Annotated in this window: 19 protein-coding genes and 1 tRNA gene; 15 read left to right on the top strand and 5 right to left on the bottom strand. The window is 70.9% G+C overall.

What is annotated here, in order from left to right:
* The first annotated feature begins 54 nt into the window (after nucleotides 1-54).
* From GXP74_RS33225 to GXP74_RS33185, 9 genes are all read left to right on the top strand, one after another.
* Complete coding sequence (locus tag GXP74_RS33225) at nucleotides 55-978, top strand: 2-hydroxyacid dehydrogenase (protein WP_182454957.1); 924 nt, start codon at nucleotides 55-57, stop codon at nucleotides 976-978.
* A 430-nt stretch (nucleotides 979-1,408) separates the two neighbouring features.
* The gene (locus GXP74_RS33220; protein WP_225448721.1) at nucleotides 1,409-4,360 is read left to right on the top strand and encodes a bifunctional diguanylate cyclase/phosphodiesterase; all 2,952 of its coding nucleotides are present in this window, start codon (nucleotides 1,409-1,411) and stop codon (nucleotides 4,358-4,360) included.
* Nucleotides 4,361-4,596: 236 nt separating this feature from the next.
* On the top strand, nucleotides 4,597-6,423 hold the full coding sequence (locus tag GXP74_RS33215) for an acetolactate synthase large subunit (RefSeq protein WP_182454955.1): 1,827 nt from the start codon (nucleotides 4,597-4,599) through the stop codon (nucleotides 6,421-6,423).
* 54 nt (nucleotides 6,424-6,477) lie between these two features.
* Entirely contained in the window at nucleotides 6,478-7,002 is a 525-nt protein-coding gene (ilvN, locus tag GXP74_RS33210; protein ID WP_182454954.1) for an acetolactate synthase small subunit, read from the top strand.
* Between the two features lie 126 nt (nucleotides 7,003-7,128).
* Nucleotides 7,129-8,127 (top strand): ketol-acid reductoisomerase, encoded by a 999-nt coding sequence (gene ilvC / locus GXP74_RS33205; RefSeq protein ID WP_182454953.1) that lies wholly within the window; start codon nucleotides 7,129-7,131, stop codon nucleotides 8,125-8,127.
* 307 nt (nucleotides 8,128-8,434) lie between these two features.
* Nucleotides 8,435-10,042, top strand: a complete 1,608-nt coding sequence (serA, locus tag GXP74_RS33200) for a phosphoglycerate dehydrogenase (RefSeq protein WP_182454952.1) — start codon at nucleotides 8,435-8,437, stop codon at nucleotides 10,040-10,042.
* Nucleotides 10,043-10,274: 232 nt separating this feature from the next.
* Nucleotides 10,275-10,610, top strand: a complete 336-nt coding sequence (locus GXP74_RS33195) for a hypothetical protein (RefSeq protein ID WP_182454951.1) — start codon at nucleotides 10,275-10,277, stop codon at nucleotides 10,608-10,610.
* Between the two features lie 13 nt (nucleotides 10,611-10,623).
* The gene (locus GXP74_RS33190) at nucleotides 10,624-12,024 is read left to right on the top strand and encodes a hypothetical protein (RefSeq protein WP_182454950.1); all 1,401 of its coding nucleotides are present in this window, start codon (nucleotides 10,624-10,626) and stop codon (nucleotides 12,022-12,024) included.
* A 14-nt stretch (nucleotides 12,025-12,038) separates the two neighbouring features.
* Entirely contained in the window at nucleotides 12,039-13,202 is a 1,164-nt protein-coding gene (locus GXP74_RS33185) for a S8 family serine peptidase (protein WP_182454949.1), read from the top strand.
* A gap of 75 nt (nucleotides 13,203-13,277) precedes the next feature.
* Here the strand turns inward: GXP74_RS33185 and GXP74_RS33180 are convergent.
* Nucleotides 13,278-13,351, bottom strand: a tRNA-Lys gene (locus tag GXP74_RS33180).
* Between the two features lie 109 nt (nucleotides 13,352-13,460).
* On the opposite strand from GXP74_RS33180, the gene GXP74_RS33175 reads away from it, so the two are divergent.
* The 6 genes from GXP74_RS33175 (at nucleotide 13,461) to cimA (ending at nucleotide 19,311) form a co-directional block, all read left to right on the top strand.
* A complete protein-coding gene (locus GXP74_RS33175; RefSeq protein WP_182454948.1) occupies nucleotides 13,461-13,781 on the top strand; it encodes a chorismate mutase in 321 nt (106 codons plus the stop codon).
* 259 nt (nucleotides 13,782-14,040) lie between these two features.
* The gene (locus tag GXP74_RS33170) at nucleotides 14,041-14,187 is read left to right on the top strand and encodes a hypothetical protein (RefSeq protein WP_182454947.1); all 147 of its coding nucleotides are present in this window, start codon (nucleotides 14,041-14,043) and stop codon (nucleotides 14,185-14,187) included.
* Between the two features lie 104 nt (nucleotides 14,188-14,291).
* Nucleotides 14,292-15,335 carry a 3-isopropylmalate dehydrogenase gene (locus GXP74_RS33165; RefSeq protein ID WP_182454946.1) on the top strand — a complete coding sequence of 348 codons (1,044 nt, stop codon included), beginning with the start codon at nucleotides 14,292-14,294 and terminating at the stop codon, nucleotides 15,333-15,335.
* Nucleotides 15,336-15,573: 238 nt separating this feature from the next.
* Complete coding sequence (locus GXP74_RS33160) at nucleotides 15,574-16,674, top strand: branched-chain amino acid aminotransferase (RefSeq protein WP_182454945.1); 1,101 nt, start codon at nucleotides 15,574-15,576, stop codon at nucleotides 16,672-16,674.
* Between the two features lie 126 nt (nucleotides 16,675-16,800).
* A complete protein-coding gene (locus GXP74_RS33155; RefSeq protein ID WP_182454944.1) occupies nucleotides 16,801-17,367 on the top strand; it encodes a Uma2 family endonuclease in 567 nt (188 codons plus the stop codon).
* Nucleotides 17,368-17,715: 348 nt separating this feature from the next.
* Entirely contained in the window at nucleotides 17,716-19,311 is a 1,596-nt protein-coding gene (cimA, locus tag GXP74_RS33150) for a citramalate synthase (RefSeq protein ID WP_182454943.1), read from the top strand.
* 156 nt (nucleotides 19,312-19,467) lie between these two features.
* Here the strand turns inward: cimA and GXP74_RS33145 are convergent, their stop codons facing one another.
* The 4 genes from GXP74_RS33145 to GXP74_RS33130 form a co-directional block, all read right to left on the bottom strand.
* Nucleotides 19,468-20,058 (bottom strand): ATP/GTP-binding protein, encoded by a 591-nt coding sequence (locus tag GXP74_RS33145; RefSeq protein WP_182454942.1) that lies wholly within the window; start codon nucleotides 20,056-20,058, stop codon nucleotides 19,468-19,470.
* Entirely contained in the window at nucleotides 20,039-20,632 is a 594-nt protein-coding gene (locus GXP74_RS33140) for a DUF742 domain-containing protein (RefSeq protein WP_182454941.1), read from the bottom strand. Before GXP74_RS33140 ends, GXP74_RS33145 begins: the two co-directional genes overlap by 20 nt.
* A gap of 115 nt (nucleotides 20,633-20,747) precedes the next feature.
* Nucleotides 20,748-21,161 carry a roadblock/LC7 domain-containing protein gene (locus GXP74_RS33135; protein ID WP_182456801.1) on the bottom strand — a complete coding sequence of 138 codons (414 nt, stop codon included), beginning with the start codon at nucleotides 21,159-21,161 and terminating at the stop codon, nucleotides 20,748-20,750.
* An 11-nt stretch (nucleotides 21,162-21,172) separates the two neighbouring features.
* Nucleotides 21,173-24,535, bottom strand: a complete 3,363-nt coding sequence (locus GXP74_RS33130; protein ID WP_182454940.1) for a nitrate- and nitrite sensing domain-containing protein — start codon at nucleotides 24,533-24,535, stop codon at nucleotides 21,173-21,175.
* Between the last annotated feature and the right edge of the window lie 163 nt (nucleotides 24,536-24,698).

The raw sequence follows: 24,698 nt of genomic DNA, 5'->3' as shown, positions 1-24,698 counted from the left end.
GCGCGGCAGGGGTCCGCGGGCCGGGCGGCGGCGGGTCGACGTAGCCTCGCGGGTATGACCCGCTACCTGCTGCCCTACCCGACCGACCAGATCGGCGGACTGCCCGAGGCGTTCGCCGCCGTCCTGTGGGACGGCGTCACGCCCCCGCCCCCGCAGGACGTGCTCGACGGCGTCGAGTTCTTCTGCCTGCCCTACCTGACCGGCGGCGCCGGGCTGTCGCTGCTGCCGAGGCTGCCCTCGCTGCGGGTGGTGCAGACGCTCACCGCCGGGGTGGACGACGTGCTGCCGCACCTCCCGGCGGGGGTGTCCTGCTGCAACGCCCGGGGACTGCACGACGCCAGCACCGCCGAACTGGCCGCCACCCTGATCCTGGCCTCGCTGCGGGGCATCCCGCAGTCGGTGCGCCGCCAGGACGCCGGGCAGTGGCAGCAGAAGTTCCACCCCTCGCTGGCCGACCGCACGGTGCTGATCGTCGGCTACGGCTCGATCGGGGCGGCGCTGGAGGCCCGACTGCTGCCCTTCGAGTGCGGGGTGGTCCGGGTGGCGCGCAGCGCCCGGAACGCGCCCCTCGGCCAGGTGCACGCCCTCGACGAGCTTCCGGTGCTCCTTCCCGCCGCCGACGTGGTGGTGCTGCTGGTCCCGCTCTCCGAACAGAGCCGGGGACTGGCGGGCAAGGAGTTCCTGGGCCGGATGAAGGACGGCGCGCTGCTGGTCAACGTCGCCCGGGGGGCGGTGGTGGACACCGGGGCGCTGCTGGCCGAACTGGAGTCGGGACGGCTGCGCGCGGCCCTGGACGTCACCGACCCGGAGCCGCTGCCGACCGGGCACCCGCTCTGGCACGCGCCGAATGTCCTGATCACCCCTCATGTCGGCGGCCCCAGTTCGGCGTTCCTGCCGCGCGCGCTGCGACTGCTGCGCTCTCAACTGCTGCTGGACCTGGCGGGTGAACCGCTCGCGAACGTGGTGGTGAGCGGCTGAACCGGGACCGCACCCGCACCAACCACCCTGCCGCGCCACCGTTTCGAGGCACCTTCACCCGGCGGAGCGAATCCCCTGCTGGGGCCGTACTCCGCTCCATTACTCTGAGTTGAGTGTGCATGCCGCAGAGTGACGAGAGTGGTGTAAGGTCCAGACCGGGAGAACCGGTACGGAGTTTTCCGCCCCGATGCTCCGACCGCACCCGGGGCCGGAGGGGGAGTTGCCGGTGTTGAGTTCCGAGACCGTCTTGTCCGGCCCGCCCTGGGCCGAGGAGCCGTCCCTGGCCGGGGCGGGCCGCAGCGGCCCGGGCCCCGGTTCGACCTTCGAGGACGTCCACGCGGACCTCACGGCGGGCCTCTCCGAAGGCCGCCGCGGGTCCGCCGGGGGAGTCCCGGAGCAGGCAGGACCGCCCCCGCGCCCACCCGCGCGGCTGCCCAGGCTGCTGATCCTGCTGGTCTGCCTGGGATACCTCTCCGGCGCCTCGGTCGGCTGGGGGTCGCAGACCCTCGCCGACTTCATGGGCGACTTCGGGCTCGCCGCCGCCGCACTCACCTCCGCGTTCTCCTGCCTGGCCTACGCCTGCGCCTCCGGCCAGGGCCGGAACCGCTCCGCCTGGCTCTGCTTCGGCGTCTCCTCACTGATGGTCGCCTTCGGTAACGGCGCCTGGGGCTGGTACGAGGTGGTGCTGCGGATCCCGGTCCCGGTCCCCTCGATCGCCGACTACGCCTTCCTGATGTTCGCCCCGCCCGCGATCCTCGGCCTGCTGCTGCTCGCCAACCGCCCCCGGAACCTGGCCGGATGGATCTGCCTGGCGCTGGACGGCTGGCTGATCGCGGGTTCGCTGCTGACCCTCAGCTGGAGCCTGGCGCTGGCCCGCACCGCGCACGGCGCCGCGGGCAGCCCGCTGCGGCTCTCCATGGCCCTGGCCTACCCGCTGCTGGACATCCTGCTGATCAGCATGGTCCTCGGGCTGCGCTTCCGCAGCCGCGAGGGCAACCGCGCCGCCGTGCACACCGCCATAGTCGCCCTCGCGCTGACCGTGCTCTGCGACGCGCTGTTCACCAGCGCGGCCTTCAAGGACTCCTACCACTCCGGCGAACTGCTGGATGCCGGCTGGTTCACCGGGAGCATGCTGCTGGCCTGGGCACCCTGGGCGGGCGGCACCGGCCACCCGGTCACCCCCCGCTCCCGGCCCCCGGTCGCCTCCACCTTCAGCGCGCTCACCCCCTACGTCGCCGCCGCGGTCTGTACCGCCGGCCTGCTCTACAACGCGCTGACCCAGCACGACCTCGACCGCTTCGTACTGATCGTCGGCTGCACCGTGGTCTTCGCGCTGATCCTGCGCCAGGGCATCATGCTGCTGGACAACCTGGCCCTGGCCCAGCGGCTGGCCCGGCAGGAGCAGCACTTCCGCTCCCTGGTCCAGGGCTCCAGCGACGTCATCATGATCGCCGACCCCGGCGGCGTGCTGCGCTACGTCAGCCCGGCCGCCGCCGGGGTCTACGGCCGTCCCGCCGAGGAGATCGTCGGCACCCGGCTGCCGGAGATGGTCCACCCGGACGACCTCGGCCACGTGCTCTGGGAGGTCCAGCGCTACCTCGCGCAGAGCCCGGACGCCGAACGCACCGCCCGGATCGAGTGCCGGGTCCGCTCCGGCGCGGGCGCCTGGCTGGACGTCGAGTCCACCGTCAACCGGTACCGCGACGGGCTGATCTTCAACTGCCGCGACGTCTCCGAACGGGTGCGGCTACAGGCCCAGTTGGAACACAACGCGTTCCACGACACACTCACCGACCTGCCCAACCGGGCGCTGTTCCTGGAACGCGGCCGACAGGCGCTGAGCGGCCCCGACCCGGCCGACCGCCGCTCGTCCGGCCGACCACCGGCGCAGCCGCAGCCGCAGACCCAGCCGCAGGCCCAGGCGCAGCCGCAGGCCCGGGCCGACGGCCCCGAACCGGCCGCCGGGCCGGTCGCGGTGCTCTTCCTCGACCTGGACGGCTTCAAGGCCGTCAACGACAACGCCGGACACCAGGCCGGTGACGAACTCCTGGTCCAGGCCGCCCGCAGGCTCCAGGAGTCGGTACGCGCGGTGGACACCGTGGCCCGCCTCGGCGGCGACGAGTTCGCGGTGCTGCTGGTCGGCGACCTCGACCAGACCCGCGCCGGGGAGGTCGCCGAGCGGTTGCGGCGCGCGCTCTCCGCGCCGTACTGGATCGGCGGCGAGGAGCTCACCGTCGCCGCCAGCATCGGCATCGCCTTCGCCGAGCCCGGGGTCACCCCGGCCAAGCTGCTGCGCAACGCCGACCTGGCGATGTACCAGGCCAAGAAGCACGGCAAGGACCGGGTCTCGGTCTACACCCCCGAACTGCGCACCGCGCTGCACCGCCGGACCGAGCTGGACCAGCGGCTGCGGATCGCCGTCCGCGAGGGCCAGTTCGCGCTGGTGCACCAACCGGTGGTGGACCTGGTCACCGGCGCCGTGGCCGGGCTCGCCGCCCAGGCCCGCTGGCGGGCCGCGCAGGGCGCGCTGCTGACACCCGCCGAGACGCTGCACGCCGCCGAGGGCGGGGAGCGGGCGTCCCGCTTCGCCCGCTGGATGGTCGAACAGGCGCTGCTCCAGGCGGCCGACCGGCGCGACCGGCTGCCCGCCACCGCCCAGCTCCCGGTCGCGGTCCGGCTCTCCGCGCGCCGGTTCGCCGCACCCGGCCTGCAGGAGACCGTGGAGGCCCTGCTGCGCCGCACCGGTCTGCCGGGATCCGCGCTGCTGCTGGAGATCGCCGGGACGGAGGCCAGCGAGAGCCAGGCCCGGCCGTTCGAGTCGCAGCAGTTCGAGGAGCTGGTCCGGCGCTTGACCGCGCTGCGGCGGCTCAGCGTGGGCGTGACCCTGGACGGCCTCGGCGGCGTCTCCGCCCCGCTCAGCGGGCTGCGCCGACTGCCGGTGGACGCGATCAAGCTGGAGCCGGGGGTGGTCGCCGGCATGACCGAGTCCGTCTTCCTGCGGACGCTCGCGGGCTCCGTGCTGCGGCTCGGCCGCGACCTGGGGCTGACCACCGTCGCCGAGGGCGTGGACCGGCCGGAGCAAGCGGTGCTGCTGCGCGAACTCGGCTGCCGCCTCGGCCAGGGGCAGCTCTACAGCGGACCGCTGGAGCAGCAGCCGCTGGACGAGCTGCTGCGCGGCCCCGGCTTCGGCCCGGCGCACCCGCCCGGGGTGGAACCGGAGCTGTTCCACGCCCCAACGGGTGACACCCGCGAGCCGTCCGCCGACGCGTCGGCGGATCATCCGCACCAGGCCGCTGACCAGCGGATCCGCCCGTTCCAGGGGGTCCGCGGCGGACGTCTCGGGCTGGGTCCGAATGATGAGACAGCGATCCCGTCGGCTTGACACTCCCCAGGGTGCGGGAGGAAGGTCGAGCCCATGAGCACCCGAATTCTCGTACTTGGCGGGCGCGTCGGCTGATCCGGAGACACTGTCCCGGAATCATGGAAGCTGACGCGCCACCCCTCGCATGCCCCCGGGCACGAGGGGTTTTTTACTGCCTGCTTTCGGGGTCGCCCCCGAACCACCGGGCACAAACCGCCTGCACAACGCCGTGACGTAACCCGAGAAGGAACCAGCAGATGACTGAGCACTCAGCCGCCGCCCCGCAGCGCGGCGAGACCCCCGTCTCCGAGCCCATGACCGGGGCCCAGTCGCTCATCCGCTCGCTCGAAGCGGTCGGCGCCGAGACGGTCTTCGGGATTCCGGGCGGTGCCATCCTCCCGGCGTACGACCCGCTGATGGACTCCACCAAGGTCCGCCACGTCCTGGTCCGGCACGAGCAGGGCGCGGGTCACGCCGCCACCGGCTACGCGCAGGCCACCGGCAAGGTCGGGGTCTGCATGGCCACCTCAGGACCGGGCGCCACCAACCTGGTCACCCCGATCGCCGACGCCTACATGGACTCGGTGCCGATCGTCGCCATCACCGGCCAGGTCGCCAGCGCGGTGATCGGCACGGACGCCTTCCAGGAGGCGGACATCTGCGGCATCACGATGCCGATCATCAAGCACAACTACCTGGTCACCGACCCGGCCGAGATCCCCCGGGTGGTCGCCGAGGCGTTCCACATCGCCGCCACCGGGCGGCCCGGCCCGGTCCTGATCGACATCGCCAAGGACGCGCTGCAGGGCCAGACCGTGTTCCGCTGGCCGGTGGAGATGCAGCTGCCCGGCTACCGGCCGGTCACCAAGCCGCACGCCAAGCAGATCCGCGAGGCCGCCCGGCTGCTGACCTCGGCCAAGCGCCCGGTGCTCTACATCGGCGGCGGTGTGATCAAGGCGGGCGCGACCGCCGAGCTGCGGATCCTGGCCGAGCTGACCGGCGCCCCGGTGGTCACCACGCTGATGGCGCTGGGCGCCTTCCCGGACACCCACGACCAGCACCTGGGCATGCCCGGGATGCACGGCTCGGTCGCCGCGGTCACCGCGCTGCAGAAGGCGGACCTGCTGTTCGCCGTCGGCACCCGCTTCGACGACCGGGTCACCGGTCGGCTGGACACCTTCGCGCCCGGCGCCAAGATCGTGCACGCGGACATCGACCCGGCCGAGATCGGCAAGAACCGCACCGCCGACGTGCCGATCGTCGGCGACGCCCGGGAGATCCTGGCCGACCTGATCCAGGCCGTGCAGGCGGAGATCGCGGCCGGTACCGCGCCGGAGTACACCGAGTGGTGGGAGCAGCTGAACGGCTGGCGCAAGACCTACCCGCTGGGCTACGACACGGCGCCGGACGGCATGCTCAGCCCGCAGCAGGTGATCGAGCGGATCGGGCAGCTGGTCGGCACGGACGCGATCTACGTCGCCGGGGTCGGCCAGCACCAGATGTGGGCCTCCCAGTTCCTCACCTTCGACAAGCCCGCGACCTGGCTGAACTCCGGTGGCGCGGGGACGATGGGCTACGCGGTCCCGGCGGCGATGGGCGCCAAGGCGGGTATGCCCGGCACCGAGGTGTGGGCGATCGACGGCGACGGCTGCTTCCAGATGACCAACCAGGAGCTGGTCACCTGCGCGCTGAACAACATCCCGATCAAGGTCGCGATCATCAACAACGGCTCGCTGGGCATGGTCCGCCAGTGGCAGACGCTGTTCTACGGCGAGCGCTACTCCAACACCGTGCTGCACGACGGCCCGGCGAACGACGGGCGGGGCCCGGCGGCGGGCACCCGGATCCCGGACTTCGTGAAGCTGGCCGAGGCCATGGGCTGCTACGGGCTGCGCTGCGAGCGCCCGGAGGACCTGGACACGGTGATCCAGCAGGCGATGGCGATCAAGGACGGCCCGGTCGTGGTCGACTTCATCGTGCACCAGGACGCCATGGTCTGGCCGATGGTCGCCGCCGGCACCAGCAACGACGAAATCCTCGCGGCGCGCGACCTGCGCCCGGACTTCGGCGACGAGAATGACTGAGGCCGGGTCCAGGCCGTCCAGTTCCGACTTCAAGGGAAACAAGGGTTAGGAACCATGTCCAAGCACACCCTCTCGGTCCTGGTCGAGAACAAGCCCGGCGTGCTCGCCCGCATCGCCGCGCTGTTCTCCCGCCGGGGATTCAACATCGACTCGCTCGCCGTCGGCCCGACCGAGCACCCCGACATCTCCCGGATGACCATCGTCGTCAACGTGGAGGACCTGCCGCTGGAGCAGGTCACCAAGCAGCTCAACAAGCTGGTGAACGTCATAAAGATCGTCGAGCTGGACCCGGTGGCGGCGGTGCGCCGCGAGCTGGTCCTGGTCAAGGTGCGCGCGGACAGCGAGACCCGCTCCCAGATCACCGAGATCGTCCAGCTGTTCCGCGCCAAGACCGTGGACGTGTCCCCGGACGCGGTGACCATCGAGGCGACCGGTGGCTCCGACAAGCTCGAAGCCATGCTGAAGATGCTGGAACCGTACGGCATCAAGGAACTGGTGCAGTCGGGCATGGTGGCGGTGGGCCGGGGCGCCCGCTCGATCACCGACCGCTCGTTGCGGGCGCTCGACCGCAGCGCCTGAGGGCGAGTGCCTGAGGATTGTTGACGCTGAGACTGCTGTCTCAGCATCCGAGAACAAAACCCGTGTCGCCAACACCGGCGTACGGTGTCCTTAAACCGCTAGACACCCCGCAAGGAGACGCCAGCGATGGCCGAGCTGTTCTACGACGAAGACGCCGATCTGTCCATCATCCAGGGCCGCAAGGTCGCGATCCTCGGCTACGGCAGCCAGGGCCACGCGCACGCGCTGTCGCTGCGTGACTCGGGCGTGGACGTCCGCGTCGGCCTGCTGCCGGAGTCCAAGTCCCGTGCCAAGGCCGAGGAGCAGGGCCTGCGCGTGGTCACTCCGGCCGAGGCCGCGGCCGAGGCCGACGTCATCATGATCCTGGTGCCGGACCCGATCCAGGGTGACGTCTACAAGGAGGTCGTCGAGCCCAACCTCAAGGCGGGCGACGCGCTGTTCTTCGGCCACGGCCTGAACATCCGCTACGGCTTCATCACCCCCCCGGCCGACGTCGACGTCTGCATGGTCGCCCCGAAGGGCCCGGGCCACCTGGTCCGCCGCCAGTACGAGGAGGGCCGCGGCGTCCCGTGCATCGTGGCCGTCGAGCAGGACGCCACCGGCAAGGGCCTGGAGCTCGCGCTCTCCTACGCCAAGGGCATCGGCGGCACCCGCGCCGGGGTCATCAAGACCACCTTCACCGAGGAGACCGAGACCGACCTGTTCGGTGAGCAGGCCGTCCTCTGCGGTGGCACCTCCGCCCTGGTCAAGGCCGGTTTCGAGACCCTGGTCGAGGCCGGCTACCAGCCGGAGATCGCCTACTTCGAGTGCCTGCACGAGCTGAAGCTCATCGTCGACCTCATGTACGAGGGCGGCCTGGAGAAGATGCGCTGGTCGGTCTCCGAGACCGCCGAGTGGGGCGACTACATCACCGGCCCGAAGATCATCACCGCCGACACCAAGGCCGCGATGAAGCAGGTCCTCGCCGAGATCCAGGACGGCTCCTTCGCCAACACCTGGATCGCCGAGTACAAGGCCGGTCTGCCGAAGTACAACGAGTACAAGAAGGCCGACAGCGAGCACCTGCTGGAGACCACCGGCAAGAAGCTGCGCAAGCTGATGAGCTGGGTCGACGACGAGGCGTAAGCCCCGGATCGGTCGACGGCGGGGGCGTCCGGAAGCGGACGCCCCCGCTTCTTCACACCCCGTTGGTCGCTGCTTTGTACGCTTTGGAGGATCCCGTGCGGGTGATTCCTCCGCATGGGCAGGGGCCCGGCCGCCAACCCTCGCTAGACTCCGATTGCGCGTCAGGCTCACAGCGTCGTGCGTCTCCAACGCGGCATGCCACCGTCCCCACCATGCCGTTTGTGCCCACGGCCCCGCCGTGGACACACGAGGGTGCCCACCCGCACCCCGAGCGGCCGGGGAGACCCGGACAGTAAGGACAACTGTCGTGAGCGCTGCTACCCCTCAGAAGAAGCCTGTCGTTCTCATCGCGGAAGAGCTGTCGCCTGCGACCGTTGACGCTCTGGGCCCCGACTTCGAGATCCGCCACTGCGACGGCGCCAACCGCGCCGAGCTGCTTCCCGCCATCGCCGACGTCGACGCGATCCTCATCCGCTCCGCCACCAAGGTGGACGCCGAGGCCATCGCGGCGGCCCGCCGACTGAAGGTCGTCGCCCGAGCCGGCGTCGGCCTCGACAACGTCGACGTGCCCGCCGCCACCAAGGCCGGTGTGATGGTCGTCAACGCGCCGACCTCCAACATCGTCACCGCCGCCGAGCTTGCCTGCGGCCTGCTCATCTCCACCGCCCGGCACATCCCGGCGGCCAACCTCGCGCTCAAGAACGGCGAGTGGAAGCGCAGCAAGTACACCGGCGTGGAGCTCGCCGAGAAGACCCTCGGCGTGGTCGGCCTCGGCCGGATCGGCGTGCTGGTGGCGCAGCGCATGTCCGCCTTCGGCATGAAGATCGTCGCCTACGACCCCTACATCCAGGCCGCCCGCGCCGCCCAGATGGGCGTCAGGCTGCTGCCGCTGGACGAGCTGCTGCAGGTCTCGGACTTCATCACGGTGCACCTGCCGAAGACCCCGGAGACCATCGGCCTGATCGGCGACGAGGCGCTGCACAAGGTCAAGCCGACGGTCCGGATCGTCAACGCCGCCCGTGGCGGGATCGTCGACGAGGAGGCCCTGGCCGCCGCGCTCAAGGAGGGCCGGGTCGCCGGCGCGGGCCTGGACGTCTACGTCAAGGAGCCCTGCACCGACTCCCCGCTGTTCGCCTTCGACAACGTGGTGTGCACGCCGCACCTGGGCGCCTCCACCGACGAGGCGCAGGAGAAGGCGGGCATCTCGGTCGCCAAGTCCGTCCGGCTCGCGCTCGCGGGCGAGCTGGTACCGGACGCGGTGAACGTCCAGGGCGGCGTCATCGCCGAGGACGTCCGTCCCGGCCTGCCGCTGGCGGAGAAGCTCGGCCGGATCTTCACCGCGCTGGCGGGCGAGGTCGCGGTGCGGCTCGACGTCGAGGTCCGCGGCGAGATCACCCAGCACGACGTCAAGGTGCTGGAGCTGTCCGCGCTCAAGGGCGTCTTCGAGGACGTCGTCGCCGAGACCGTGTCCTACGTCAACGCCCCGCTGTTCGCGCAGGAGCGCGGCCTGGAGGTGCGGCTCACGACGACCAGCGAGAGCCCGGAGTACCGCAACGTCATCGTGGTCCGCGGCACCCTGAACGACGGCCGCGAGGTCTCCGTCTCCGGCACGCTGACCGGCCCCAAGCGGATCCAGAAGATCGTCGGCGTGGACACCTTCGACGTGGACCTGGCGCTCACCGACCACATGGCGTTCTTCCGCTACGACGACCGCCCCGGCGTGGTCGGCACCCTCGGCCGACTGCTGGGCGAGGCCGGGATCAACATCGCCGGAATGCAGGTCTCCCGCGACGACGAGGCCGGGGACGCCCTGGTCTCGCTCACCGTCGACAGCGAGATCCCGCAGCCGCTGCTGGGCGAGATCTCCGCCGAGATCGGCGCGAAGTTCGCCCGCTCGGTGAACCTGACCGCCTGACCGCACCCGCTCGTCCGCTCCGCGGCCGCGGCGCGCCACCGAACCAGTCGGTGGCGCGCCGCGCTGCGTTGTGCCGGTCAACTGCGGTGCCGGGCACGCCCGAAGGTGTGACTTTGCCCTGCGCACGCCAAACCGGGGCCCGGCTGTCGTACCCCGTCCCTATGATGTCCGGGAGAGCCCCCACGGGCGCGCTTTTCCGGCCGCGGGGGCAGCACGGGGAGGGGGAGCGGACATGAGCAGGCACGCGGCGCCGCAGCAGGGCGGCGGCTACCAGGTCGACGTGAGCGCTCTGGAACAGACCGTGGCGAAGCTCAACGCGGTCGCCGCCGAGCTCGGCCCGACCGCCGACCGCGCGGCCTACCGGACCACCATCGGCGGGGGAACCCTCGGCACCGGCTTCGCGGGCGCGACCGGCCTGTTGGGCACGCACGACGCGATGCAGTCCTGGATCGCGGAGATGATCAGCCAGTTGAAGAGCCTGATCGAGGAGTACGGCGGTCAGGCGAAGCAGGTCGCGGCCAACTACACCGACCTTGAGGACCAGACCGCGCAGAACATGTTCGGATGAAACGGGGGCGGTGATGGGAGCGATCGACGATTCCCGGCAGCTTCAGCAGGCTCGGGAACAGCGGGTACAGCAGACCCGGGCGGACATCCTGGCGAAGACCCGCGGCGGGCACGCGGGACCGACCGGCTACACCACCGACTTCACCGCCGCCGACGTGGGCGGACTGGACGGCCTGCGGGCGATGATCGAGCACGCCGACCCGTCCGCGCTCACCGCCGTCGCCGACCACTGGACCGCCGTCAACGAGGCCCTGCTGGCGGCCCAGGCCGACTTCCGCACCCACACCTCGGCCGCGCTGGAGCACTGGACCGGCGCAGCGGCGGACGGCTTCGCCGCCCGCGCCCAGCAGTTACACGAGGCCCTGGGCAACGGCGCGCAGTACGCGGCACACGCCGGCAGCGGAGTCTCGGCGGCGGCGACGGCCCTGACGGCCGCGAAGCTGAACATGCCGAAGGCACCGAGCGAGTGGCAGAAGATCACCCGCAAGGCCACCAGCGAGACCGGCGACCAGCAGTTCAACGCCGACCTCCGGTCAGGCATCAGCCGCCAGGTAGCCCTGGACCTCGACGGCGGCCAACTCTCCGCGACGGAGGAGCGCCACCAGCAGGCGATCGTGGTGATGCAGACCCTGGAGGGCGAGTACAACAGGGCGGGGACGACCATCGGGAAGGCACCACGCGACCCGGTAGAGGCCTTCTCGGTCTGGCCGCCTCCATCCGCGACGATCACCCATGACCCCGTCGGAACGCCCGACAGCGAGCCGGTCACTAGCCCTGGCATGGCGGGTGCGGTGCACCTGACTCAGGTCGGTGCGCCGGGCAAGGGCAGCGTGGCTTACGGGATCACCCCCGGGCAAGGCCCGGGGGTGGCTGTCGGTGGTGCTACCCCGGGCGAGGGGATCACCGGCGGGGAGCGGCTACCGACCACTCCGGGGCCGAGCACCACCATCACTGGGATCTCCGGAGGCCTTGGCTCTGGTGGCAGAGCAGACAGCACGGGCGAGAGGATGAGTATCCCGCTCCCACTGGTCGCTGGTATCGGTGGTGCTACCGGCCATGGTCATTTCGCTTCGGGTCTGAGCCTTGGCGGTGCGGCGGTCGGGTTCAGCGGTACCCAGGGTGCGACTGGAGGTACCTCCTCGTTCGCTGGGGGCTTTGACGGAGCAGCAGAACACCTCGGTGCGAGTTCGGCGAGCAGCAGGACCGGCGGCGGTCTGGTCGGCAATGAGGAGGCGGACCAACCTGGGGCTGAAGCCACAACTGCTGCCGAGGAGGCGATGGGGATGGGCGGGTTCCCGGGCGGCCTCAGCAGCCAGGACAGGAAGCGTAAGCGGCGTCCTCGCCCGCACTACCTGGTGGAGGACCCGGAGAACTGGAACTCCGGTGTCACCGTCAATCCGCCAGTCATCATGTGACATAGCGTCATCTCTTGGAGAATCAGCGCATGCGGTGTGTAAGGACATGGCGCTTCGCCGGTGCGATGGCCACGCTGGGAGTGCTGCTGACGGCGATGGCACCGGCCGCGCACGCCGATGCGGCGCGGAACAAGCAGTGGCCATTGCAGGCCTACGGTGCCGCGCAGAAGATCTGGCCCGTCACGACCGGCAAGGGACAGGTTGTCGCCGTCATCGACACTGGCTTCCGTACGACCCATGTGGACCTGACCGGGCAGTTCCTGCCAGGGAAGGACTTCGCCCCCGCCAGCTACGACGAAGCCGCCAATGCTGGCCACGGAACGATGATGGCCAGCCTTATCGCGGGGCATGGGCATGGGCCCGGTGACTCGGACGGCATCAGGGGGCTGGCACCGGGAGTCACACTGCTGCCCCTTGTCGTTGATCTCCAGGATGCGAACTACGATCAGGAGATCGCAGGGGCCATTCGCTACGCGGTGAGTCGCGGCGTCGGTGTCATCAACATGTCGATTGCGGGCGTCACCCCCAGTGCCATCGAACAGTCCGCTGTCGCCTACGCAGAGGCACACAACGTCGTGCTGGTCGCTGCCGCCGGCAATGACGGCGCCGAGGTGAGCAACTACCCCGCGTCCTTCCCCGGGGTTGTGGACGTCGGTGGTGCGAACCAGGACGGCAGTATCTGGTCAGGCTCTGACTACGGCCCGCATATCGTCCTCACTGGGCCGGGCAGCAACGTTCTCGGCGATGACAGCGGCACGGACACGCAGTACGCCTTGGGCAACGGCACCAGCGGTGCCACCGCCTACGTCTCTGCCATCGCCGCGCTGGTTCGGGCGAGGTTTCCGGGGCTCACTGCCGGGCAGGTCATCAACCGGCTGATCAAGTCCGCCATCGACCCCGATGCCAAGCCCGGGCAGACCACTCCGGACCCGCACTACGGCTACGGCGTCGCGCGGCCGCGCGAGGCGTTGACCGACAGCATCCCGGCGGGGCCCGCGCAGGGGCCGTTGGCGCGGGCGACGGACCCGTTGGCGCCGGTGCCGACGCTCGCGGTGTCCGCCGACCGGAGGAAGCCCGGCCACCTCGGCGTCTGGGTGCTGCCGGTCGGGGCCCTGCTGTCCGTCGGCTGCATCGGCCTCGGGCTGGCGCTGCTGCGCCGCCACCGGCGGCGGGTCTGAGCGCGGGCGCGGGAGGGGCGGAAAACGTTCAGGGCCTCTCGCCGAGGCGAGGGACCCTGAACAAACTGCCTGCTGTGCGCCGCCAGGGACTCGAACCCCGGACCCGCTGATTAAGAGTCAGCTGCTCTAACCAACTGAGCTAGCGGCGCCTGCTGACTCGGAAAACTTTACATGATCCGGGGGCAAACGCCGAATCGGTATCCTGGGCGCGTCGGAGGACCGACCGTACTGCCCAGACTCGCCCGACCGGGGGACATCATGAGTGAAGAGAACGCAGCCGACACGGGCGTCGACGCCGCCGCGACGGCCGAGCTCGCGCGGCTGCGCGGCAGCATCGACAACATCGACGCCGCCATCGTCCACATGCTGGCCGAGCGCTTCAAGTGCACCCAGGAGGTCGGGCGGCTCAAGGCCGAGTACCGGCTGCCCCCGGCCGACCCGGCCCGCGAGCGGGACCAGATCGCGCGGCTGCGCGAGCTGGCCGAGAACGCCCGGCTGGACCCGGCCTTCGCCGAGAAGTTCCTGAACTTCATCATCGCCGAGGTCATCCGCCACCACGAGACGATCGCCCGGTCCTGACCGACCCGTCCCACCGGGGCCGGACCCGGTTCCGGGGCGTCCGTCCGGGTGGGCCCATCTCAGATAGTAGGAAATCCAAGTAGTTGTGCAGACAGCTCCAGCTCGCTGTCGTAACGTGAGGTCATCAGGCAGTCCGCTGAATCTCCAGCCAGACCTGATTCGGCCCGTGCCGCAGGCGACCCCTGCGCGGCCACGCACCCCCAACCTCGCTGTGACACGCCGTCGGCATGTCATGTGACCCGAGCGATCGGAGTCCATCATGGACCAGCTGCGCCCGCAGACCCCCTCCCGTCCGTCCCGCCGCCGTCCCGAGCGCAGCAGTGAGCGTGCCAACGCCGCCGCCGCGTTGCAGCGGGCGCTCGACCGCCGCGACAACGGCGGCGTCACCGGGCACGACCACCTCTGACGGTCGCTCGACCGTCGCACATCCGTCCGTCGGCCCTCGGTCGGCTGTCCCATCATTCGGACGGCAGCCGACCGACAGGTGAAACCAGGAGTAGGGTCCCCGCCATGTCTCGTACTCTCCGCCTCGCAGTTATCCCCGGTGACGGTATCGGCCAGGAAGTCGTGGCCGAAGGACTCAAGGTCCTCAATGCCGCCCTGCCCGCCGACACCAAGGTGGAGACCACCGAGTACGACCTCGGCGCCCGCCGCTACCACGCCACCGGTGAGACCCTGCCGGACGGCGTGCTCGCGGAGCTCAAGGACCACGACGCGATCCTGCTCGGCGCGATCGGCGACCCCTCCGTCCCCTCCGGGGTGCTGGAGCGCGGGCTGCTGCTGAAGCTCCGCTTCGCCTTCGACCACCACGTCAACCTGCGCCCGGGGCGGCTCTTCCCCGGCGTGGACTCGCCGCTGGCCGGCGACCCGAACATCGACTTCGTGGTCGTCCGCGAGGGCACCGAGGGCCCCTACACCGGAAACGGCGGCAGCCTGCGCACCGGCACCCCGCAGGAGGTGGCCACCGAGGTCAGCCTGAACACGGCCTTCGGCATCGAGCGGGTCGTCCGCGACGCGTTCGCCCGGGCCCAGGCCCGCCCGCGCAAGAAGCTGACGCTGGTCCACAAGAACAACGTCCTGGTCCACGCCGGACACCTGTGGACGCGCGTCTTCCAGCAGGTCGCGGTCGAGTTCCCCGAGGTCAGCACCGACTACCTGCACGTCGACGCGGCGACGATCTTCTTCGTCACCCAGCCCGAGCGCTTCGACGTCATCGTCACCGACAACCTCTTCGGTGACATCCTGACCGACCTGGCCGCGGCCGTCACCGGCGGCATCGGCCTCGCCGCGAGCGGGAACATCAACCCCGCGGGTGAGTTCCCGTCGATGTTCGAGCCGGTCCACGGCTCGGCCCCGGACATCGCCGGACAGGGCAAGGCCGACCCGACCGCCACCATCCTCTCGGTCGCGATGCTGCTCCAGCACCTCGGCCTGGACGACGCGGCGGCCCGGATCGAGTCCGCCGTCGCGGCGGACCTCGCCGAGCGCGTCGGCCAGGCGTCCCGTTCCACCTCGGCGATCGGCGACGCCCTCGCCGCCCGAGTAGCCGGCTGACCGAGCCGGCACCTGCGAATCACGGACCGAAAGCGGTCCGGAAGACAGCGAGCCCCGTACCGGCTGGTCAGCACCCCCTGTGACCCCGCCGCTACCGGCACGCGCCTTCCGGGCCGCTTTGTCGTATGCCCGCTCGCGCAGGCTGTTCGACCAGGCCGGGAAAGTGCGACCATCGACATGGGTCGGCGATACGTTTCGCACGGCCCGCCATGACGACACGGTGAAGGATGTATCCGCCATGACCTCCCCCATCGAGATCGAGCTCAAGCCCTCGGCTCATCCCCTTGCCGCCGAGGAGCGCGCAGCGCGGCTCGCCAATCCCGGCTTCGGCCGTTTCTTCACCGACAACATGGTGACCATCCGCTGGACCGAGGGCCGTGGCTGGCACGACGCCCAGCTCGTCCCCTACGGGCCGCTGGAGCTCGACCCGGCGACCGCGATCCTGCACTACGGCCAGTCGATCTTCGAGGGGCTGAAGGCCTACCGTGCCGCCGACGGCAGCATCCAGACCTTCCGTCCGTACGCCAACGCCGCCCGCTTCCAGGCCTCCGCCCGGCGCCTTGCCATGCCCGAGCTGCCCCAGGAGACCTTCGTCGCGGCCGTCGAGGCGCTGGTCCAGCAGGACTCCGCCTGGGTGCCCACCCAGGACGAGGCCAGCCTCTACCTGCGGCCCTTCATGATCGCCACCGAGGTCGGACTGGGCGTCCGCCCGGCCAACGAGTGCCTCTTCCTGCTGATCGCCTCCCCGGCCGGGGCCTACTTCCCGGGCGGCGTGAAGCCGGTCTCGGTCTGGCTCTCCGAGGAGTACGTCCGGGCGGCGCCCGGCGGCACCGGTGCCGCCAAGTGCGGCGGCAACTACGCCGCCTCGCTGGTCGCCCAGGCCCAGGCCGCCGCCCAGGGCTGCGACCAGGTGGTCTGGCTGGACGCGATCGAGCGCCGCTGGATCGAGGAGATGGGCGGCATGAACCTGTACTTCGTCTTCGGCGAGGGCGAGAACGCCCGCGTGGTCACCCCGGAGCTCTCCGGCTCGCTGCTGCCCGGGATCACCCGCGACTCGCTGCTCGGCATCGCCGCGGACCTCGGCTACGCCACCGAGGAGCGGAAGATCTCCACCGACGAGTGGCGCAACAGCAGCGCCGACGGCACCCTCACCGAGGTCTTCGCCTGCGGCACCGCCGCGGTGATCACCCCGGTCGGCTCGGTCAAGTCCGCGCGCGGCGACTGGACGATCGGCGACGGCAACCCCGGCCCGGTCACCATGAAGCTCCGCGAGACCCTGCTCGCCCTGCAGACCGGCCGCCGCGAGGACACCCACAACTGGATGCACCGCATCGCCTGAGCCCGAGCCCGAGCCCGAGCCCGAGCCGTTCCGCCCCCGCCGCCCGAACCCGGGCGGCGGCGGCGGGACATGCGTAACCTCGACTCGTACCACTCGTTGAGCAGTGAGCACCGGAAGGGAGGGGCCATGTCCGCAGCAACAATCGACTTCGCTGAGCTTGGCGGGAGCGAGCCCGAGGGACTGCTGGAGGCGTTCCTGGCCTTGGAGACCCCTGAGGGCTTCAAGGCAGAGCTCATCGAGGGGGAGATCATCGTGACACCGTCGCCAGACGGCAAGCACGAGAGGTTGATCAGCCTGGTCAACCGGCAGATCTACAGCCTGGGACCCGCTGATTTGGAAATCGCCGGCACTAAGGGTCTGATCGTTCCCGATGGGCGCTTCATTCCCGACGCTACCTATGTCTGGGAGGCGGTGCTCAGCGACCAGGGGTCCTGGTCCAAGCCGGACGGCGTACTGATGGTCCTCGAAGTGACCTCCCGGGACCCTCAGAGGGATGGCGAAGGGAAGCGTCGTGGGTATGCCGCCGCAGGAGTTCCGCTGTACTTGCTGGCTGATCGGCAGCGTGAGCTGGTGATACTGCACAGTGACCCCAAGCACGGTGACTACTCGATCACCGCTGTCGCCAAGCCGGGCGACCCGCTCACACTGCCCCAGCCCTTCGGCTTCGACCTGGACACCAGCAAGCTGTTCTGAGTCGCCACCCGCCCCGGTCCCGGATGCTGAGATCATCCGTCCCGCGCGGCGCGCCCTGTGGCAGACTGCGAGCGTGTCCTCGCTAGCGCTCATTATTGGCAGCAGGCGCGCCGGTCCGCAGTGACCGTTCCGTACGACAGACCCGTAAGCGGAACGGACACCTTGTGTTCAGACCCGCGCGCAGACCTCTCGCACCCGCGAGGGGTCTTTTTCGTTGCCCGGCGACTCCCAACAGGAGTTCGTCGCGGACGAACGGTGGCGCGGTGAGGGAGCACAGTGGAGTCGGAGCCCCCGGCAGGCAGGTCGGCCTGCCGGGGCACCCCAGCCCCCGGACAGGAGACCCAGGCCATGACCCTCCAAGACGACTTCCACGTCTTCGACACCACCCTGCGTGACGGCGCGCAGCGCGAGGGCATCCACCTCACCGTCGCCGACAAGCTCACCATCGCCCGCCACCTGGACGACTTCGGCGTCGGCTTCATCGAGGGCGGCTGGCCCGGCGCCAACCCCCGTGACACGGAGTTCTTCGCCCGGGCCGCCACTGAACTCGACCTGAAGAACGCCCAGTTGGTGGCCTTCGGCGCCACCAGGCACGCGGGCGGCAGCGCCGCCGAGGACGCCCAGCTGGCCGCCCTGGTGGCGTCCGGCGCCCCGGTGATCACGCTGGTGGCCAAGTCCCACGACCGCCACGTCGAGCTCGCGCTGCGCACCACCCTGGAGGAGAACCTGGCGATGGTCGCCGACAGCGTCCGCCACCTGCGGTCGCTGGGACGCCGGGTGTTCGTCGACTGCGAGCACTTCTTCGACGGCTACAAGGCGAACCGCGAATACGCGCTGGCGGTGGTCCGCACCGCGCACGAGGCCGGGGCCGACGTGGTGGTGCTGTGCGACACCAACGGCGGGATGCTGCCCTCGGGCGTCCGCGAGGTGGTGGCCGAGGTACTGGCGCAGACCGGCGCGCGGCTGGGCATGCACGCCCAGGACGACACCGGCTGCGCGGTCGCGAACACCCTCGCGGCCGTGGACGCCGGGGCCACCCACGTGCAGTGCACCGCGAACGGCTACGGCGAGCGGGTCGGCAACGCCAACCTCTTCCCGGTCGTCGGCGCGCTCGAACTCAAGCTGGACCGCCGGGTGCTGCCGGACGGCGCGCTGGCCGAGATGACCCGGATCTCGCACGCCATCGCCGAGGTGGTCAACCTCACCCCGTCCACCCACCAGCCGTACGTCGGGGTCTCCGCCTTCGCGCACAAGGCCGGACTGCACGCCTCCGCGATCAAGGTCGACCCGGACCTGTACCAGCACACCGACCCGGCGCTGGTCGGCAACAGCATGCGGATGCTGGTCTCGGACATGGCCGGGCGCGCCTCGGTCGAGCTCAAGGCCCGGGAGCTGGGCTACGACCTGTCCCGGGACCGGGAGACGGTGGGCCGACTGGTCGCCACCGTCAAGGAGCGGGAGAACCGGGGCTACACCTACGAGGCGGCCGACGCCTCGTTCGAGCTGCTGCTCCGCGACGAGGTCAACGGCCACCGGCGGCGGTTCTTCCGGCTGGAGTCCTGGCGGACCATCAGCGAGCAGCGCACGGACGGCACCCAGGCGAACGAGTCCACGGTGAAGCTGCTGCTGAAGGGTCGGCGGATCATCGCCACCGGCGAGGGCAACGGCCCGGTGAACTCGCTGGACCGGGCGCTGCGCACGGCCCTTGAGCCGTTCTACCCGCAGCTGGTCGACCTGGAGCTGGTGGACTACAAGGTGCGGATCCTGGAGGGCCAGCACGGCACCACCTCGATGACCCGGGTGCTGGTGTCCACCGGCGACGGCAAGGTCGAGTGGTCGACGGTCGGGGTGGCCGAGAACGTCATCGCCGCCTCCTGGCAGGCCCTGGAGGACGCCTACACGCTCGGCCTGGTCCGCGCGGGCCTGGAGCCCGAGGAGGACTGAGCAGCCGAGTGGGGGCCGTGGGGGCCCGACGAACGCCGAGGCCGTGGGACGCGGCGGCAGTGGCATGCCGCCGCATCACACGGCCTCGGTGCGTTGCCTCGAAGGGCTTCGGCCCGGAGGGGTCTCAGCGGAGTCGCGGTTCAGCGCAGTCGCGGTTCAGCGGAGTCGGGCGAGCAGTGCGTGTTCGACGAGGGTGATGAGGGCGGATTTGGCGCTGTCGCGGCGGCGGGCGTCGGTGGTGATGATGGGTGTGTCGACGCTGAGTTGGAGGGCTTCGCGGACTTCTTCGGGGTTGTGGGTCTGGGTTCCGTCGAAGGCGTTGAGGGCGACGACGAAGGGCAGGCCGCTGTTCTCGAAGTAGTCGATGGCGGGGAAGCAGTCGGCGAGGCGGCGGGTGTCGACCAGGACGACGGCGCCGATGGCGCCGCGGACGAGGTCGTCCCACATGAACCAGAACCGGTCCTGTCCGGGGGTGCCGAACAGGTACAGGATCAGGTCCTGGTCCAGCGTGATCCGGCCGAAGTCCATCGCGACCGTGGTGGTGGTCTTGTCCGCGACATGGCTGAGGTCGTCGATGCCGGCGCTGGCGGAGGTCATGACGGCCTCGGTGCGCAGCGGGTTGATCTCGGAGACCGCGCCGACGAGGGTCGTCTTGCCCACGCCGAATCCGCCCGCGACCACGATCTTGGCCGAGGTGGTGGCGCGGGTCGAGGCCGGCGCCGTGGGGCTAGAGCTTGCGTAGTCCACTGAGGACCCTTTCGAGCAGAGTCACATCGGGCGTGCCACCGGATTCGCCACCGGCGGCGGGCTGGTGGATCGCGACCAGGCCGGACTCGGCCAGGTCGGCGACGAGAATGCGGGCGACACCGAGGGGGATGGTCAGCAGCGCGGAGATCTCCGCGACGGACTTGATCTCCTGGCAGAGGTGGCAGATCCGCTGGTGCTCCGGGAGGAGGGTGGCGAAGCGCTCCGGCGGGGTCGTGGTGGAGACCAGGGCCTCGATCGCGAGCTGGTACCGGGGCCGGGTACGGCCGCCGGTCATCGCGTACGGGCGGATCAGCGGGCCCTCGTCCGGCTCCGGCTCCGGGGCGCGCGGGGCGCTGCCGGGACGGCGGTTCCACGCATCGTCCTGGTACTCCTCGCGATACCCCGCGCCGCCGGCGTAGCCGGTCTGGGCGGGGTAACTGCTGTCCTGGTACGGGTTGTTGTCATAACCGGGGTATCCGGGGGCGTAGCCGCCACCGGGACCGCCGAACGCGTCATGACCTGTACCGGGATAGCCGGTGCCGTACTGACCGCTCTGATCCTCGGACGGTGTCACGGTTCCTCCTCACAGTGGGGCGACGGGGCGTTTGCGGCTCTTGTCGAACATGCGGGCGGCGCGGGTGGAGCTGTTGGGGCTAGTAAACCTGCTGAAGGGCGGTCGCAGGGGGCGATCAGTACAGCAGGCTGCCCTGAAGTTCCGCGCGCAGGGCGGGCGTCAGCACCGTCCCGGCCCGGTCGACCAGCAGTGCCATCTCGTAGCCGACCAGGCCGATGTCGCTGTCCGGCGAGGCCAGCACGGCCAGCGAGGAGCCGTCGGAGACGGCCATGATGAAGAGGAACCCGCGCTCCATCTCCACCACGCTCTGGGTCACCTTGCCGCCCTCGAAGATCCGGGAGGCGCCCTGGGTGAGCGAGCTGAGGCCGGAGGCGACGGCCGCCAACTGGTCGGCCCGGTCCCGGGGGAAGCCCTCGGACATGGCCAGCAGGAGGCCGTCGGCGGAGACCACCACCGTGTGCGACACCCCGGGGGTGTTGTCCACGAAGTTGGTGATCAACCAGTTCAGGTTCTGTGCCGCCTGGGACATCTGACTCACTGCTAACGCTCCGGGTGGTTCGGGCTGCCGAACAGGTCGGCGCCGCCGTGCTGGTCGGGGAGGGGAGTGTCGCCCGCGCTGCGGCCCTGCTGGACGCCGCGGCGCAGGTTGGTGAGCCGTCCGCGGACCTCCTCGGGGTTGCGGGACAGCTGTGCTGCGGGGTTCTGCGAATCAGTACCGGGTCCCTGGACGTTGCCCGGCAGCAGGTTCTGCCGGGGCACGCGGCGGGGGAGTCCGGCCTCGGTGGTGCCTCCGGCGACGGGCGCGCGGACTGCCTCCACCGTGGGCTGGGGGAGCGGCGCGGCAGCGGCCGAACCGCTGTCCTCACGGGCGCCGGTGAACCAGTTGGGATGCTCGCCGGACTCGCGTCCGCCGATCGCCCGGCCGCCGAGGGCCTGGCCGGGGCGGCGCTGCGGGAGCCCGCCGCCGGTCGACTGCGGCAGCGCGGGCGCGGGGCTGGGCCGCTGCGGCAGCGAGGGCCGGGGCAGCGGCTCCACCGGCGGCGCCGGCTGCTCGGCCCGGTACGGCTGCTGCGGGTAGCCGCCAGAGCCGCCGAAGCGGTCGTAGCCGCTGTCGAAGGTGCTGTCGAAGCCGTCGCCGGAGGCGGAGGGTACGGCCGGTTCGGCCCGGGTCGGCTCGAAGCTGGCCGAGTCGAAGTCGGCGGCGGTGTACCGGCCGACCTCGAAGCTGCTGTCCGGGGCCGCGTAGGGGCGTCCCTCGTAGGACTGCCCGTAGGGCGACTCCTCGTAGCCGGACTCCTCGTAGCCGGACTCCTCGTACGCCTGCTCCTCGTAGGCCGGGGCCGCGGCGGCGGCCGGGGCTCCGGCGTACGGCTGCTCGCCGTAGGCCGGGTCCTGGCCGTAGGGCTGCTCCTCGTAGGGCTGCTCCTGGAAGGGCTGGTCCTGGAAGGCGGCGGCCGGGAAGGAGGTGGTGGGGAAGCCGTCGTCGTAGGGACCGGCGGTGTCGAAGTCGGCGGCGTACCGCTGCCCGTCCTGGTAGGGCTCGGCGGTGTAGGTCTCCGGCGGGTAGGGCTCGGCCGGGTACGGCTCCTGGTAGGGGGCCTGTTCCGGGTACCGCTCGCCGCCGAAGGGCGCGAAGCCCGGGTCGTACCGCGGTTCCGGCGCGGCCTCCGGCTGCGGGGCGGCCGGGGCGGCCGGTGCGGTCGGGGCAGCGGGGGCGGCCGGGGCCGGGGCGGCCGACCCGGCGGTCGGCTGGCCGGGCTGGGGGGCGCCGGGCTCCAGCGCCTGCGTCTCGCGCCGCTGGCCGAGGCGCAGCGCCCGCTGCACCGGGCCGAGCGCGGCGGCCGGCTGCTCGGCCTCCGGCAGTGCCGGGGTGGGCTCGTAGCGGCTGTCGTCGAAGCCCAGGTCGCTCGCGGAGCGGCCGCCGACCTGGGGGAACTCGCCGGTGCCGGTCTCCGGGTAGACCCGGGAGACGGTGAACTGCTCCTCCGGCTCGCCCACCCGGGGCAGCTGGGTGAGGTGGTCGGGGACCATCACCAGCGAGGTGGTTCCGGCGGACTCGCCGGAGGGCCGCAGCTGGACCCGGATGCCGTGCCGTTCGGCCAGTCGGCCGACCACGAACAGGCCCATCTGCCGGGAGACCGTGGCGTCCACCGTCGGCGGGTCGGCCAGCTTGCTGTTGATCGCGGCGAAGTCCTCGGCGGTCAGGCCGATGCCCTTGTCGTGGATCTCGATCAGCACCCGCTGGTCCGGCAGCCGGGTCGCGGTGACCCGGACCTTGGTCTGCGGGCTGGAGAAGGTGGTGGCGTTCTCCAGCAGCTCGGCCAGCAGGTGCACCAGGTCGGTCACGGCCAGCCCGATGACGTCGGTCTCCGGGATGCCGCTGAGCTCGACCCGCTCGTACTGCTCCACCTCGGAGGCGGCCGCGCGGAGCACGTCCACCAGCGGGATCGGGTCGTTCCACTCGCGTCCGGCGCTCTCCCCGGCGAGGACCAGCAGGTTCTCGCCGTTGCGGCGCATGCGGGTGGCCAGGTGGTCCAGCTTGAACAGGCTCTCCAGCTGGTCCGGGTCGCCCTCGTTGGTCTCCAGCTCGGTGATCAGCGCCAGCTGCCGCTCGATCAGGCCCTGGCTGCGGCGGGAGAGGTTGGTGAAGATCGCGTTGACGTTGCCCCGGAGCATGGCCTGCTCGGAGGCGAGCCGGACCGCCTCACGGTGCACGTCCTCGAACGCCCGGGCGACCTCGCCGATCTCGTCCCGGCCGGTGAGCGGGATCGGGGCGACGGTGGTGTCCACCCGCTCGGGGTCGGTCTTGGACAGCTTGCGGACCAGGTCCGGCAGCCGTTCGCTGGCGATGTCCTGGGCGCTGTCGCGCAGGGTGCGCATCCCGCGCACCATCGAGCGGGCCATGACCATGGTCAGCAGCGCGGACGCGAGCAGCGCCGCCAGCGCCTCGGCGGCGAGGATGATCGCCTGCTGGTCGGCGTTGTGCTGGCCGGTCCTGGCGTCCTGCACGATCTGGTCGGTCAGCGCGGACTCGACCGAGCGCTCCTGCTGGATGAGGTCGGTCGCCGACTTGTACCAGGAGTCGGCGGTCACCCCGGAGGACGCCAGCGGCTTGTTCGCCAGGCCCAGCGTCTCCAGCTGGTCCTCGGTGGGAGTGATCTGCGGCGCGGTCACCGTCCGCTTGTAGAGCGCCTGGTCGGTGGGGATGCCGGAGACCACGAACTGGCCGTACGCGGTGGAGGTGAGCTTGTTCGCGGTCTGCACCCCGACCGAGAGCGCGGTCGGCATCCGGTCGGAGACCAGGGCGACGGTCACCAGGTTGCGCTCGTTGGAGGTGGAGGCCTTCTCCAGGGTCAGCGCGTATAGCTCGCGGCCGCGGCTGTTGACGTCGTTGTTGCCGAAGCTCAGCTCGTTGTCCAGACCCATCAGGTCGAAGAACAGGTTCGAGTAGTCGGCGTTGGTGGTGACCGGGTCCAGCGACTTGCTGTTCCCGTTGCTCCGCAGCATCCCCAGGTCCAGCGACTCCAGGTTGCGGAAGTTGCTGAGGTCGGTGGAGATCTGGGCGTCGCTGTGCACCGAGGAGGCCGCGGCGAACATCGTGGTGATGTCGGTGTTGGTCTGCCGCTGCGCGGTGAGCACCGCCGGGTTGTCGCGCACCCCGGCGAGCTCCGGGGCGACCGCGAGGTCGCGCTCGGTCTCCAGGTCGTCGACGACCGTGGCGGCGTCGCGAACCAGCACCGCGATCTGCTCGTTCTGCTTCGCCGTGTTGGCCAGGTCGAGCTGGTCCTTGACCCGCAGCCCAGCGAAGGTGACGCCGGTGAGCACGGGCACCAGCAGAATGGCCGTCAGCCGGGTGGGGACACGCCAGTTGCGGAAGCGCCAGTTGGCGCCGCCGTCGCCCACGGGGGGAGCACTGTCCTGCCGTGGTCCGGGGTCTGCCTTCTTCTGCCTCACTCGACAACAACCTCTCGGCCGGGGTGGCCAGTTCTACAGATCTGCGCGGATCGCTGGAATTTCAGCACGTACGCGGTGTACGGGCCAAACACCTGCTGGAGCCCCCCGCTGT

It is taken from the genome of Streptacidiphilus sp. P02-A3a, assembly GCF_014084105.1.
GTDB lineage: Bacteria > Actinomycetota > Actinomycetes > Streptomycetales > Streptomycetaceae > Streptacidiphilus.
The sequence above is the reverse complement of the archived record's forward strand: the minus strand, read 5'-3'. Positions and strand labels throughout refer to the sequence as shown.

What these genes read in the sequence shown, in the direction of transcription:
- GXP74_RS33170 (WP_182454947.1), top strand. Translation starts at nt 14,041, where the DNA reads ATGGACCAGCTGCGCCCGCAGACCCCCTCCCGTCCGTCCCGCCGCCGT.
- GXP74_RS33165 (WP_182454946.1), top strand. Translation starts at nt 14,292, where the DNA reads ATGTCTCGTACTCTCCGCCTCGCAGTTATCCCCGGTGACGGTATCGGC.
- GXP74_RS33160 (WP_182454945.1), top strand. Translation starts at nt 15,574, where the DNA reads ATGACCTCCCCCATCGAGATCGAGCTCAAGCCCTCGGCTCATCCCCTT.
- cimA (WP_182454943.1), top strand. Translation starts at nt 17,716, where the DNA reads ATGACCCTCCAAGACGACTTCCACGTCTTCGACACCACCCTGCGTGAC.
- GXP74_RS33190 (WP_182454950.1), top strand. Translation starts at nt 10,624, where the DNA reads ATGGGAGCGATCGACGATTCCCGGCAGCTTCAGCAGGCTCGGGAACAG.
- ilvC (WP_182454953.1), top strand. Translation starts at nt 7,129, where the DNA reads ATGGCCGAGCTGTTCTACGACGAAGACGCCGATCTGTCCATCATCCAG.
- GXP74_RS33175 (WP_182454948.1), top strand. Translation starts at nt 13,461, where the DNA reads ATGAGTGAAGAGAACGCAGCCGACACGGGCGTCGACGCCGCCGCGACG.
- GXP74_RS33155 (WP_182454944.1), top strand. Translation starts at nt 16,801, where the DNA reads ATGTCCGCAGCAACAATCGACTTCGCTGAGCTTGGCGGGAGCGAGCCC.
- GXP74_RS33195 (WP_182454951.1), top strand. Translation starts at nt 10,275, where the DNA reads ATGAGCAGGCACGCGGCGCCGCAGCAGGGCGGCGGCTACCAGGTCGAC.
- ilvN (WP_182454954.1), top strand. Translation starts at nt 6,478, where the DNA reads ATGTCCAAGCACACCCTCTCGGTCCTGGTCGAGAACAAGCCCGGCGTG.
- GXP74_RS33225 (WP_182454957.1), top strand. Translation starts at nt 55, where the DNA reads ATGACCCGCTACCTGCTGCCCTACCCGACCGACCAGATCGGCGGACTG.
- GXP74_RS33215 (WP_182454955.1), top strand. Translation starts at nt 4,597, where the DNA reads ATGACTGAGCACTCAGCCGCCGCCCCGCAGCGCGGCGAGACCCCCGTC.
- GXP74_RS33135 (WP_182456801.1), bottom strand. Translation starts at nt 21,161, where the DNA reads ATGTCCCAGGCGGCACAGAACCTGAACTGGTTGATCACCAACTTCGTG.